Origin of the sequence: Gemmata sp., assembly GCF_051859125.1 — a bacterium.
In the GTDB taxonomy this organism is placed as follows: Bacteria; Planctomycetota; Planctomycetia; order Gemmatales; family Gemmataceae; genus Gemmata.
In genome coordinates this window covers 3,578-16,437 of sequence record NZ_JBHYGG010000071.1, presented here as the reverse complement: position 1 = coordinate 16,437, position 12,860 = coordinate 3,578, and the positions used below count along the sequence as shown (strand labels likewise).

Sequence of the window (12,860 nt, the reverse complement as noted above, 5' to 3'; positions counted from 1 at the left end):
GTCCACGGCCGCATGAAACGAACGTCTACCAACTAATGTGATCCCTACCCGGCGCTCGGGTGGCACAACCACCACGACGCGATTGGGTACTTCCCGACGTCCGGCGGGGGGTGCTGCGCCGGGGCCGGTAACCGCACCGCGAACGGGTCGTCGTTCGCGATCGGCGTGGGCCAGAACTGGGGCTGGGGCTACCAGCTCCTGCCGTACATCGAGCAGGGGAACCTGTGGGCGACCACCGACGCCAACGTGGTCCGCGGCACCCCCGTGCAGGTGTTCGGGTGCCCGACCGGGGGCGGGTCGCGGAAGCTCGACAACGGCGGCGCGTCGACGTTCTACGGCGGCAACGTGGGCACGTACAGCAACAACGGCGTCCTGCACCGGAACGACATGGGGCCGGTGACCATCGGGATGCTGACCGACGGCACCACCAGCACCGTCATGATCGGCGAGAAGGCGCTGAGCCTCCAGATGGCGATGGCCGGGGTGAACGACTGCAACAACAACGAGGGGTGGATCGGGAACTGGGACAACGACATGCTGGTCCGCGGGGACCAGGCCCCGAAGCCCGACAGCACGGTCACCAACACGACCTACTCGTTCTGCGGCCAGCCGTTCGGGTCGCCGCACACCGAGGGGTTCAACGTCGCGCTGGCCGACGGCTCGGTGCGGCTGATCCCGTACGCGATCGACACCACCGTGCTGAAGAACCTGTGCCTCCGCGCCGACGGCAACGTGATCCCGAACTACTGACCGCGAAGCCTGCGAACGGGCGACTGTCGCCGGCCTCACATGAGGCCGGCGCTGCGCGAGCCCCGCCGCACCGGCTACAAGTGGGTGACGGCTCACCCCGCCCCGCTCGCGGCGACGGGCCGTAGGCTGGCGGTTCACGTTTCGGGCGCGTGGGGATTTTGGAAGGTGTCGGGAGTCGGCCGCTCCGCCGACCGGCCCGTTGGGACCGGCGGCAGGGGCGGTTCAAGAGGTGCGCATCAGACGGTCAGCGGGACCGCCGTCTTCACCTTCGGCTTGCGGGGCACCGGGTCGCCGGCCGTGCCGCGGGCCAACCGCTCGGCCTCCTGCTCGGTCCGGAGCCCCGTGTGCAGTAGCGTGTGGAACCCGGGCCGCTCGGCCTCGAGCACCTCCCACTCGCGCTGCTCGCACACCACGTTCCCGCCCGCGGTGTTCCGGTGCATCGTCATCCGGTACACGACCCAGGCGTGACAGACATTAGTGGCTCGCATCGGACCTCCGGTAAGGGTGACACGTTAGAGTACCGCGCCGGCGGCCCCGCACCGCTACGTATTCCGCGCGGAATCTTGCACGCCGCGGGGCGCACGGGGGCCGCCGGGGTGGGGCCCCGCGTTCCCGTGCGGCCCGCGGCGCCCCGCGACTTCCACAGGTTCGTCTCAGATTTTCCGGAGTTCGATGGTCCGGCACGGTCCAGTCGCAATCACTATCGGTCGGAACGGCGCGACAGTAGGAGGTGAAGTGGATCGAATCCGAGGGGCGCGGGTGCCGGCCCACCGCACGACCGCGCCGCGCGTCCCTTGCCCCACCGCGGCGCCCGGTGGGCGCCCGGCGAGCGCCCGGACCGTTCGGGTCCCGCGCGGCCGGGCGTGTGGAACCCGCCCGTGGCGGGGACTAGAATGGGTGCGACGCGCACGTTGACCGCACCTCTGTGGGGCCGGCGCTCCGGCCGCCCCTCCCGCACCGCTCCGGCCCCGCACACGCTCGTGGACGACCCATGCCGCCCGCCAGACGCCGGATGATCGTCGGGATCAGCGGGGCGACCGGCATCATCTACGGGGTGCGGTTGCTCGAAGTGCTCCGCCGGCTGGACGTCGAGACCCACCTGGTCGTGAGCCGGGCCGGCGACCTGACCCGGACCCACGAGACGGACCTGACGGCCGCCGAGTTGCGAGCGCTCGCCGACGTGACCTACAACCCCGCGGACGTCGGGGCGGCCATCGCCAGCGGGTCGTTCCGCACGATGGGCATGGTGGTCGCCCCGTGCTCGATCCGCACCCTCAGCGAGATCGCCACCGGGGTGACCGGGGCGCTCCTGTCCCGGGCCGCCGACGTGTGCCTGAAGGAGCGGCGGCGGCTGGTGCTGATGGTCCGCGAGACCCCGCTCCACGCCGGCCACCTGAAGAGCATGCTGGCCGTGACCGAGGCCGGCGGCGTCATCGCCCCGCCGGTCCCGGCGTTCTACACCCGGCCCCGCACCCTCGAAGACGTGGTCGACCACACCGTCGCCCGGGTGCTCGACCTGTTCGACCTCGAGTCGCCGTCCGCCACCCGCTGGGGCGAGCCGCCCGCGCACGAAGCGGGGGCCGCGCCCGACGGCCCCGCGTGATCCGTGTAGGAGTTCCGCAGTTGGGTTGGTGGGGCAGACATTCTTGTCTGCCTCGTGAGGCGGTTGGAAGCAGGCACGAATGCCTGCCCCACCAGAGCGGAACGAACCCCAAGTCCCGGGGTCACTTCTTCGCGTCGATGCGGTACAGGGACTCGACGCTGCGGACGAACAGGGCACCGTCGGCGGCGGCGGGGGTCGCCCAGTAGGTGTCGGGGTCGAGCCGGTTGACGCGGACGACCTCGAACTCGTCGCCGGCCTTCAGCACGTGCGTCGCGCCGGTCGCGTCGAGGCAGAACACCTGGCCGTCGGCCCCCCACGGCGACGCCCAGAACGCGCCCGCACCGGGGATCCGCTCGCTCTTGTACGCGGCCTTACCGGTCTTCGCGTCGAAGCAACTCACCAGCCCGCCGTTGCGCTCCAGCACGTAGACGCGGCCGTCGTACACCAGCGGCGACGCGGCCCCCGGCCACGCCCGCGCCGCGGCCCAGGCGACCCCGTCGCTGGCGGTCTCGCCCGCCTTCGGGGTGACGTCGCCCGTCGCCCCGGCCTTCACGGCGAAGAGGGTGCCGGCGGCGCGGCCCACGCCCGCACCGCCCCCGCCCCCCTTCCCGCCCTGCCCGACGCCGACGTAGAGCCGCTCCGCGTCCCCCACCGGCGACGCCGAGCACTGCCCGCCGCCGACGTCCAGCTCCCACACGACCTTGCCCTGGGCCGGGTCGTACCCGCGGATCTTCCGCCCGCCCGCGGCGACGATGTCGGTGCGGTCCTTCGTCTTCCACACGAACGGCGTGCTCCACCCGGACCGCTCGGCGCGGTCGGTCCGCCACAGCTCCTTGCCCGTCCTCTTGTCGAGCGCGACGAGGAACGACTTCTCCTCGTTGTCGCACTGCACGACGAGCCGGTCGCCGTCCAGCACCGGGGAGCTGGCGGTGCCCCACCCGGCCTGCATGGGGTACGAGCCGAGGTCCTTCGCCCACACCTGCTTCCCGTCGAGGTCGTAGCAGTAGAGCCCGGTCATGCCGAAGTACGCGTACACCCGCTCGCCGTCGGTCACCGGGGTCTCGGTGGCGTAGGTGTTGCTCCCGTGCGTCGGGATGGTGGGGACCGCCTCCTTGGCCACCTTCTCCCACAGCGGCTTGCCGGTCGCGCGGTCGAGGCAGACGACCTTGAACTGGTAGGTCGCTTTGGGCGCCCCGCCCTTCCCCCCGCCGCCCTTCCCGCCGCCGAACCCGCCCCCGCCCCCCTGGGGCTTCGGCTGGCCCGGGGACACCGCGGTGGTGAGGATCACCTTGTCGCCGACCACGATCGGGCACGACCAGGCGACGCCGGGCACCGCCACCTTCCACGCCACGTTCTTGCCCTTGCCCCACTCGACCGGCGGCCGCGCGTCGGTGAACACGCCGGTGCCGCCCGGCCCCCGGAACTGCGGCGAGTCCCCCGCGGGGCTGGGGCCGGTTCGGGCGAGCAGCGGGAGCAGCACGGCGAGCGCGAGCAGCGGTCCGAAACGTCGCATGGGACACCCAGGATCAGGGGCACGGCTCCGAACATCGAGCACGCTGATCGTAGGCGCGGCGGCATGAAATCGGGATGAGTGCCGCGGCCCGCCGGGCGCCCCCGTGAACATTGCGGACAGTCCGGACACGGCGGCGGCACCGAAGTGGGAACAGGGGTTTCCCGTTCGATTCGGGCCGGCGCCGCCGCGGGCACGGGGCCGCCGCGGGGCGTTGGCGCGGGGCCGGGCCGGGAACGGGCGCGGGGCCGGCGGGGTGGTACCGCGTTTGCTGAGAACCGTCCACCCGCGACGACACGAGGACCGAGAATGCCCGAAGGAACCTGGCAGAACCACCCGCGCCCCCAGCACCGCCGCCGGCGGTGGACGAGCCTCGACGGGGAGTGGGACTTCGCGATCGACCCGACCAGCCGGTGGACGGCCCCCGGCGAGGTCAAGTGGGACCGCCGGATCCGGGTGCCGTTCGCGCCCGAGACCGCGGCCAGCGGCATCGGCGACAGCGGGTTCTACGAGCGGTGCTGGTACCGGCTCCGGTTCCGCCCCCCCGCCCTGGCCGACGGGGAGCACCTCCACATCCACTTCGGCGCGGTCGACTACGAGGCGCTCGTGTGGGCCAACGGCACCCCGGTGGCCACGCACCGGGGCGGGTACACGCCGTTCCGGGCCGACATCACCGCCGCGGCCCGGACCGGCGAGGTCGAGATCGTCGTCCGGGCCGACGACGACCCGCACGACCTGGCGAAGCCCCGGGGCAAGCAGGACTGGCAGCTCCGCCCGCACTCCATCTGGTACCCGCGGACGACCGGGATCTGGCAGTCGGTGTGGATCGAGCCGGTCCCCGCGACGCGGGTCGGCAAGCTCCGGTGGACCCCGACCCTCGACCGGTGGGAGATCGCGCTGGACACGTACATCGTCTCGGACGCGGGCGGGCCGCCGCCCGACGACCTGCGGCTGCGGGTGGTGCTCTCGGTCGGCGCGGCGGTCCTGGCCGACGACACGTACCGGGTCATCGCCGGCGAGGTCCAGCGCCGCATCGCCCTGTCCGACCCGGGGATCGACGACTACCGCAACGAGCTGCTGTGGAGCCCGGAGCGGCCGACCCTGATCCAGGCGCACCTCCAGTTGCTCTCGGCCGCCGGGCACACCCTCGACGAGGTGTGGAGCTACACGGCCCTGCGGTCGATCGCCATGCAGGGGGACCGGTTCGTCCTCAACGGCCGCCCGCTCACGCTCCGGCTCGTGCTCGACCAGGGGTACTGGGCGGAGACGGGCCAGACCCCGCCCGACGACGCGGCCCTGCGGCGGGACGTCGAGGTCACCAAGGCGATGGGGTTCAACGGGGTCCGCAAGCACCAGAAGATCGAGGCCCCGCGGTACCTGTACTGGGCCGACGCCCTGGGCCTGCTCGTGTGGGAGGAGATGCCCAGCGCGTACCGGTTCACCCCGCAGTCGGTCGAGCGGCTCGCGGCCGAGTGGCTCGCGGTCATCGAGCGGGACCGGAGCCACCCGTGCGTCATCGCGTGGGTGCCGTTCAACGAGTCGTGGGGCGTGCCCGACCTGCCCGACAGCCCGGCCCAGCGGCACTACGTCCGCGCCCTCTACCACCTGACCAAGACGCTCGACCCGACCCGGCCCGTGGTCGGCAACGACGGGTGGGAGAGCGTGGCCACCGACGTCATCGGCATCCACGACTACGACGACCAGCTGGCCCGCATCGCCGCGCGGTACGGGGCCACCGACGACCTGGCCCGGCTGTTCCGCCGCGAGCGGCCCGGGGGCCGCATGCTCGTGCTCGGGGAGGGGCCGGACCAGCGGCACCCGGACCACCCGGTCGTGCTCACCGAGTTCGGCGGCATCGCGTTCTCGCCGGACGCCGGGACCTGGGGGTACAGCCAGGCGAGTTCGGCCGCGGTGTTCGCCGAGCGGTACGCCCGGCTCCTCGCCGTGGTCCGCTCCATGCCGGTGCTCGCGGGGTTCTGCTACACCCAGTTCGCCGACACGTACCAGGAGGCCAACGGCCTTTTGTACGCCGACCGCACCCCCAAGTTCCCGCTCGAGGAGATCGCGCGGGCCACCCGCGGCCCCACGACCGTCCAGGAGTTCGAGCAGGAGCAGATCTGGCGCGACGACCTCATGCGGCGGCAACAAACCCCGCGGCCCGGCGCGCCCTGACCACCCCTTGAACACCCGTGCGCACCGCGGGGAACTTCGCTGCCTCCGCGGCCCGCCGCGGCGGGCCGGGGGCCGCGCCGGCCGTGCCGGCCGCGGGCACTCCCGACGCCCCTGTCGGGAGTGCCGGCCGCGGGGCGGGACGGGCGCGGGACGTGCAGAGGTACGAACCGCCCATCTCGGTCGATCAACATGAGGTAATCGATGCCCTCAGTACTTCCCCTTGTGGTCTTCTCCCACCTGCGGTGGGATTTTGTATTTCAGCGGCCCCAGCACCTCCTGAGCCGCTTCGCCCGCCACCGCCCGGTCCTGTTCGTCGAGGAGCCCGTGAAGGACCCGGCGGCCCCGCACTGGGAGGTGCGGGAGGCCGGGCCGAACCTGACCGTCTGCCGCCCGCACACGCCGGCCGAGGGGCACGGGTTCGCCGACGACCAGTTCCCGCACCTGCGGCCGCTCGTCGCCGAGCTGGTCCGCGACCGCGCCCCGGGCGGGTACGACGCGTGGTTCTACACCCCGATGGCGTTCCCCCTGGCCCGGGACCTGGCCCCGCGGGCGGTGGCGTACGACTGCATGGACGAGCTGTCGGCCTTCAAGTTCGCGCCCCGCGAGCTGCTCGACCGCGAGCAGCAGCTCCTCGACCGGGCCGACGTCGTCTTCACCGGCGGCCCGAGCCTGTACCGGGCCAAGAAGGACCGCCACCCGAACTGCCACTGCTTCTCGTCGAGCGTCGACGCCGTCCACTTCGGGAAGGCCGCCGGCCCGGTCGCCGAGCCGGCGGCGCAGGCCGGGGTCCCGCACCCGCGGCTCGGGTTCTTCGGCGTCATCGACGAGCGGTTCGACCGCGACCTGCTGGCCGCGGCCGCCGACGCCCGGCCCGACTGGCAGTTCGTCATGGTCGGCCCGGTGGTGAAGCTGGCCCCCGAGGACCTGCCCCGGCGGGCCAACATCCACTACCTCGGCCAGCAGGCGTACGCCGACCTGCCGGCGTTCCTCGCCGGGTGGGACGTGGCGCTGCTCCCGTTCGCCCGGAACGACTCCACGAAGTACATCAGCCCGACGAAGACGCTGGAGTACATGGCGGCCGGCAAGCCGATCGTCAGCACGCCGATCACCGACGTCGCGGAGCCGTACGGCGCGATCGTCGGCCTCGGCGACACGGCCGAGGAGTTCGTCGCGGCGTGCGACCGGGCGCTGGCCGAGACGGACCGCGAACGGACCGAGCGGCTGGGGGCGTACCGGGCGGTGCTCGCGAAGACGTCGTGGGACAGCACCGCGGCGGCGATGGCCGAACTGCTCGACCGCGCCGCGCCGGGCGCCGCGACGGACGACGCGACCGACGAAGGGGCGGGGGACCGGAGCACCGCGGCACCGCGGCCGGTCGTGGTCATCGGCGCGGGGCCGACCGGCCTCAGCGCCGCACACCACCTCGGCGACGACGCCGTCCTCCTGGAGGCGAACGACCGCGTCGGCGGGTGGTGCCGGTCGATCGTGGACAACGGGTTCACGTTCGACTTCGCCGGCCACATCATGTTCTCGAACGACCCGTACGTCCACGAGATGTACAAGCTCCTGCTGGGCGACAACGTCCACTGGCAGGACCGCGAGGCGTGGATCTACAGCAAGAACGTGTACACCCGGTACCCGTTCCAGGGGTCGCTCTACGGGCTCCCGGCCGACGTCATCAAGGAGTGCATCGTCGGCGCGATCGAGTCCCGGTTCGGCACCCTGGCCAAGAAGCCCGAGGCGAAGCCGGCCGCGGCCGCCAACGGGAACGGTCACGCGAACGGCACCGCCAACGGCAACGGTAACGGCAACGGCCACGCGAACGGCACCAGCCTGGTGAACCGCTTGCCGCTCAACGGCAACGGGAACGGCAACGGGAACGGCAACGGCCACGCGAACGGCAACGGGAGCGGCAACGGCCACGCCCGCGCCGCGTGCAACGGGGTGCCCGGGGCGGACCCGAAGGACGCGGCCGTGTCGGACTGCTGCGGCGACGGGGTGGCCGAGAGCACCGTCCCGCTCGTGGCGCGGAACGCCGCGGGGGCCGCGGCGGCCGGCGACGCGCCGCGGAACTTCGAGGAGTTCATCTACAAGGTGTGGGGCGCGGGCATCGCGAAGCACTTCGCGGTCCCGTACAACCAGAAGATCTGGGCCGTCCCCCTGGCCGACATGGAGACGAGCTGGCTCGGGGGCCGGGTGCCGATGCCCGACCTGGGCGAGATGATCGAGGGCGCGCTGTCGCCGACCCCGAAGCCGATGGGGCCGAACGCCCGGTTCGGGTACCCGCTGCGGGGCGGGTTCCAGGCCCTCATGGACGGGTTCCTGCCGCACCTCGGCGACCGGCTCCGGCTCAACACCCGGGTCCGGTCCGTGTCGCCCTCGCGGAAGGTCGTCGTGACCACCGACGGCGAGGAGGTGCCCTACGAACAGCTCGTCAGTACAATGCCGCTGCCGGTACTCATCCGCTGCATGGGCGACGAGGTGCCCGACGAGGTGAAGCGGGCCGCCGAGGGGCTCCGGTTCACGTCGGTGCGGTGCGTCAACCTCGGGATCGGGCGCGAGAAGCTCACCGAGAAGCACTGGATCTACTACCCCGAGGACACGGTGTTCCACCGCGTCTTCGTCCAGGGGAACGCGAGCCCGCACTGCAACCCGCCCGGGGGGTTCGGGGTCACGTGCGAGATCACCTACGGCCCGCTCAAGCCGCTGCCGTGCGACGGCGACGACCTCGTCAAGCGGTGCGTCGACGACTGCGTCAAGGTCGGGCTCTTCAACGCGGCGGACCCGGTCCTCGCCGCCAACCAGGTCGACATGCCGTTCGCCTACGTCGTGTACGACCACGCCCGGCCGAAGAACGTGGCGACCATCCGCCAGTGGCTCTCGGCCCGCGGCGTCCACCTCGCCGGGCGGTACAGCGAGTGGGAGTACTACAACTCGGACCACGCCTTCCTCGCGGGGAAGAAGGTCGCCGACGCGGTCCGGGCCGCGCTCGCGGGCCGCGGGGCCGTGGTGACCGTCTGACCGTTCGCCCGGTTCGCCCCCTCGCCCCCCTGAGGAACACCATGACGAACAACGCCTCCTCCTTTGACGCGGCCGATTCGCTCACCCGGCTCCTCGCGGCCGTGCCCGACGGGCACCGGGGGCGCGTCGAGGTTCTTCTGAGCGACCGCCGGTGCGGGGGCGGGGGCCTCCGCGCGATGCTCGACCTGATCCAGCGGGACCAGCGGCCCGTGCCCGACGTCCTCCCGGCCGAGTTGATCGAGATCTACCTGACCGACGACGGGGCCGAGCCGCTCCACGACTGCGAGCGGTGCGGGCTGCCGGTGCCGGTCCACGCCGGGCGGCACTGCGGCCACGAGGCGACCGTCGAGCGGGTGTACTTCCCCACGTGCCCCCACTGCGGGGGCCGCACCGGGCGGTTCGCCTACTGGTCGCACCGCCCCAACTGACACCGACTCGTCGTGAAGAGTATCTGTAGCCGGCCCCTGTGAGGCCGGGCCTTGGCGAGTCCCACAGCCCCGGCCTCACAGAGGCCGGCTACAGTGCGGATACGGATCACCACGATTCGGTCTGACCCCTGATCCGCTTGTGAAGCACCCGTAGCCGGCACCCGTGGGGCCGCCTCCGGGGCGCCACGCCCCGCGGGACCGGACGCCCGGCCCCCGCGCCCCAACGCACTCCATCACGAGAGGTGTGAATGGCCCCGCCATGCGCCACGGACCGGCCCGAGGTCTGGGCCGGCATCGAGTGTACCGTCAACCGCGTCGGGGACCGGTACGCCGACCAGCTCGCGCGGTCCGGGCACGACCGCCGGGACGGGGACGTCGAGCGGCTCGCGGCCCTCGGCGTCCGCGCGGTCCGCTACCCGGTGCTGTGGGAGCGGCACGCGGCCCGGCCCGCCGACTGGGACCGCACGGCCGCCGGCCTCGCCCGGCTCCGCGCGCTCGGGGTGCGGCCGATCCTCGGGCTCGTCCACCACGGGAGCGGCCCGGCGCACACGTCGCTCCTGGACGACGGGTTCGGCGACGGCCTGGCCGCGTATGCCGCCGAGGTCGCCCGCCGGTTCCCGTGGGTGTGCGACTACACCCCGGTGAACGAGCCGCTGACGACCGCCCGGTTCGCGGGCATGTACGGCCACTGGTACCCGCACGGCCGCGACGACCGCACGTTCGCGCGGTGCCTGCTCACCGAGTGCCGGGCGGTCGCGCTGGCGATGGCCGCGGTCCGCGCGGTGAACCCGCACGCCCGGCTCGTCCAGACCGACGACCTGGGCCACACGCACGCCGCCCCGCCGCTCCGGTACCAGGCCGAGTTCGAGAACCACCGCCGGTGGGTCACGTGGGACCTGCTGTGCGGCCGCGTCGACCGCGGGCACCCGATGTGGGACTACTTCCGGTGGCTCGGGGTGCCGGACCGCGACGTCGCGTGGTTCCTCGACCACCCGTGCCCGCCCGGCGTCGTCGGGGTGAACTACTACGTCACAAGCGAGCGGTTCCTCGACGACCGCCTGGACCGCTACCCGGCCCACATGCACGGCGGGAACGGCCGCCACCGGTACGTCGACACCGAGGCCGTGCGGGTCCTCCCCGAGGGCCTCGGTGGCCTCGCTGCGCTGCTGCACCAGGCGTGGGACCGGTACCGCCTGCCGGTCGCCGTGACCGAGGCGCACCTGGGCTGCACCCGCGAGGAGCAGCTCCGCTGGCTCCGGGACGTGTGGGCGGCCGCGTGCCAGGCCCGGGCGGCGGGCGCGGACGTCCGCGCGGTGACCGCCTGGGCCGCGTTCGGGGCGTTCGACTGGGACTCGCTGGTGACGCTCGACCGCGGGCACTACGAGCCGGGCCTGTTCGACGTCCGCAGCGACCCGCCCCGGCCGACGGCCCTCGCCGGCCTCGTCCGCGACCTCGCCGCCGGGAACGAGCCGGCGCACCCGGCCATCGACGGGCCGGGGTGGTGGCTCCGGCCCGACCGCCTGTTCGGGGCGGCGGGCCCGGGGGCCGTGCCCCTGGCCGCGCGGCGCCCCATCCTGATCGTCGGCGGGGCGAGCGGCCTGGGCCGGGCCGTGGCCCGCGCCTGCCGGGGCCGGGGCCTCGCCGCGGTGGTCCGCCCGCGGCGGCACCTGGACGCGGCCGACCCGGCCGCGGTCGGGCGCGTGCTCGACGCCGTGAACCCGTGGGCCGTGGTGAGCGCCGCGGGCTACGCGGGGGTCGACGCCGCCGAGTCCGACGCCGAGCGGTGCCGCCACGAGAACGTCGCCGTGGCCCGGGCCCTGGCCGACGCCTGCGCGTCCCGCGGGGTCCGGTTCGTGACGTTCTCGACCGACCTGGTGTTCGACGGCCGCCGGCGGCAGGTGTACCGCGAGGGCGACCCGGTCGCGCCGCTCAACGTGTACGGGGCCACGAAGGCCGAGGCCGAGGCCGCCGTGCTGGCCGCGCACCCCGACGCCCTCGTGGTGCGGACCGGCGCGACGTTCGGGTCCGGGGGGGGGGACTTCGTCGGCTACGCGCTGCGGTCGCTGCGGGGCGGGGTCGCGGTCCGCGCCGCCGACGACCTCACCGTCACCCCGGCGTACACCCCCGACCTGGTCGAGAGCGTCCTCGACCTGTTGATCGACGGCGACCGCGGGGTGTGCCACCTGGCGACCCCCGAGCCCGTGACGTGGGCCGGGCTCGCGCGCACCGCCGCGGTGGCGGCGGGCCTCGACCCCGGCCTCGTGGAGCCCCGCCCGGCCGCGTCGTTCGCGTGGCCCGCGCCCCGCCCGGAGTACACGCCGCTCACCAGCTCGCGCGGGCTCGTGCTGCCCCAACTGGCCGACTGCCTGGACCGGTTCCTCGCCGAGAGCGGGTCCCGCCCGGTCGCGTGACGCGCCCCGCCGGCGAACGATGGGAATCGACGGCCCTCGGGGGCTCTCCGTAGTAATAAATGAGAGCACCGCGGCCCGCCGGTCCGATGGGGGTCTGGGCTGGCGGTGCGCGGCCGGGGGCGGGACCACACATGGCGAGCGGCGAGGGCAACGACGCGGGCGACCGGGACGGGGCCGAGGGGGCCAGCGGGCGCGCGCGGCTCACGGCCCCGCCCGACGACGCGCGGCCCCCGCGGCTGCCGTTCCTGGTGGTCGGGATCGGGGCCAGTGCCGGCGGGCTCGAGGCGTACACCGAGTTCCTCCGGGCGTGCCCGGCCGACGCCGGCATGGCCTACGTCCTCGTCCAGCACCTCCCGCCCGACCGCGAGAGCCTGCTCGTCGAGATCCTCGCCCGGCACACCCGCATGCCGGTGGTCGAGGTGGCGGACGGGCAGGCGGTCGAACCGGACCGCGTGTACGTGATCCGCCCCGGCAACACGCTCACCATCGGGGACGGCCGGCTGCACCTCGGCCCGGAGCTGGCGGCCCGCGGGCACGGCCGGCCGGTCGACGACTTCTTCCGCTCGCTGGCCGAGGAGCAGCAGCACCGGGCGGTCGCGGTCGTGTTCTCGGGCATGGGGTCCAACGGCACCGCCGGGGCCGAGGTGGTGAAGGCGGTGGGCGGCCTCGTCATCGCCCAGGAGCCGGAGTCGGCCAAGTTCCCCGCCATGCCCCGGGGGCTGATCGGGGCCCACCTGCCCGACTTCATCCTGCGCCCCGCCGAGGTGCCCGACGCGCTGGTGCGGTACGCCGCCCAGCCGTACGCCACCGGCGACGCGGGCCCGCGGGACGAGCCGGTGCTCGCCGACGTGCTGGCGGTGCTCCGGACCCGCACCCGGCACGACTTCTCGGGGTACCGCAAGCCGACCATGGCCCGCGGGACGAGCCGGTGCTCGCCGACGTGCTGGCGGTGCTCCGGACCCGCA

Annotated in this window: 8 protein-coding genes and 1 pseudogene; 7 read left to right on the top strand and 2 right to left on the bottom strand. The window is 73.8% G+C overall.

Annotation, left to right across the window (positions count from 1 at the left end; all coding sequences use genetic code 11):
- Positions 1 to 63 precede the first annotated feature (63 nt).
- Positions 64 to 750: pseudogene (locus ACTIGN_RS08570) on the top strand (DUF1559 family PulG-like putative transporter); the annotation flags it as partial.
- 236 nt (positions 751 to 986) lie between these two features.
- On the opposite strand, the gene ACTIGN_RS08565 reads toward ACTIGN_RS08570, so the two are convergent.
- Positions 987 to 1,238 carry a hypothetical protein gene (locus ACTIGN_RS08565; RefSeq protein ID WP_439622801.1) on the bottom strand — a complete coding sequence of 84 codons (252 nt, stop codon included), beginning with the start codon at positions 1,236 to 1,238 and terminating at the stop codon, positions 987 to 989.
- A 503-nt stretch (positions 1,239 to 1,741) separates the two neighbouring features.
- On the opposite strand from ACTIGN_RS08565, the gene ACTIGN_RS08560 reads away from it, so the two are divergent.
- Positions 1,742 to 2,353, top strand: a complete 612-nt coding sequence (locus ACTIGN_RS08560) for a UbiX family flavin prenyltransferase (RefSeq protein WP_439622799.1) — start codon at positions 1,742 to 1,744, stop codon at positions 2,351 to 2,353.
- Between the two features lie 121 nt (positions 2,354 to 2,474).
- On the opposite strand, the gene ACTIGN_RS08555 is transcribed toward ACTIGN_RS08560, so the two are convergent.
- A complete protein-coding gene (locus ACTIGN_RS08555; protein ID WP_439622797.1) occupies positions 2,475 to 3,866 on the bottom strand; it encodes an outer membrane protein assembly factor BamB family protein in 1,392 nt (463 codons plus the stop codon).
- 306 nt (positions 3,867 to 4,172) lie between these two features.
- Between ACTIGN_RS08555 and ACTIGN_RS08550 the strand changes: the two genes are divergently transcribed.
- The 5 genes from ACTIGN_RS08550 to ACTIGN_RS08530 all read left to right on the top strand — a co-directional run.
- On the top strand, positions 4,173 to 6,035 hold the full coding sequence (locus tag ACTIGN_RS08550; RefSeq protein ID WP_439622795.1) for a glycoside hydrolase family 2 protein: 1,863 nt from the start codon (positions 4,173 to 4,175) through the stop codon (positions 6,033 to 6,035).
- A 201-nt stretch (positions 6,036 to 6,236) separates the two neighbouring features.
- On the top strand, positions 6,237 to 9,056 hold the full coding sequence (locus ACTIGN_RS08545; RefSeq protein ID WP_439622793.1) for an FAD-dependent oxidoreductase: 2,820 nt from the start codon (positions 6,237 to 6,239) through the stop codon (positions 9,054 to 9,056).
- Between the two features lie 41 nt (positions 9,057 to 9,097).
- Positions 9,098 to 9,484, top strand: coding sequence for a hypothetical protein (locus ACTIGN_RS08540; protein ID WP_439622791.1), 387 nt, complete (start codon positions 9,098 to 9,100; stop codon positions 9,482 to 9,484).
- A 248-nt stretch (positions 9,485 to 9,732) separates the two neighbouring features.
- Positions 9,733 to 11,895 carry a sugar nucleotide-binding protein gene (locus ACTIGN_RS08535; protein WP_439622789.1) on the top strand — a complete coding sequence of 721 codons (2,163 nt, stop codon included), beginning with the start codon at positions 9,733 to 9,735 and terminating at the stop codon, positions 11,893 to 11,895.
- Between the two features lie 131 nt (positions 11,896 to 12,026).
- Positions 12,027 to 12,860, top strand: an 834-nt coding sequence (locus ACTIGN_RS08530; protein ID WP_439622787.1) for a chemotaxis protein CheB, incomplete at its 3' end; no start/stop codon positions are given.

What these genes read in the sequence shown, in the direction of transcription:
- ACTIGN_RS08540 (WP_439622791.1), top strand. Translation starts at nt 9,098, where the DNA reads ATGACGAACAACGCCTCCTCCTTTGACGCGGCCGATTCGCTCACCCGG.
- ACTIGN_RS08560 (WP_439622799.1), top strand. Translation starts at nt 1,742, where the DNA reads ATGCCGCCCGCCAGACGCCGGATGATCGTCGGGATCAGCGGGGCGACC.
- ACTIGN_RS08565 (WP_439622801.1), bottom strand. Translation starts at nt 1,238, where the DNA reads ATGCGAGCCACTAATGTCTGTCACGCCTGGGTCGTGTACCGGATGACG.
- ACTIGN_RS08555 (WP_439622797.1), bottom strand. Translation starts at nt 3,866, where the DNA reads ATGCGACGTTTCGGACCGCTGCTCGCGCTCGCCGTGCTGCTCCCGCTG.
- ACTIGN_RS08550 (WP_439622795.1), top strand. Translation starts at nt 4,173, where the DNA reads ATGCCCGAAGGAACCTGGCAGAACCACCCGCGCCCCCAGCACCGCCGC.
- ACTIGN_RS08545 (WP_439622793.1), top strand. Translation starts at nt 6,237, where the DNA reads ATGCCCTCAGTACTTCCCCTTGTGGTCTTCTCCCACCTGCGGTGGGAT.
- ACTIGN_RS08535 (WP_439622789.1), top strand. Translation starts at nt 9,733, where the DNA reads ATGGCCCCGCCATGCGCCACGGACCGGCCCGAGGTCTGGGCCGGCATC.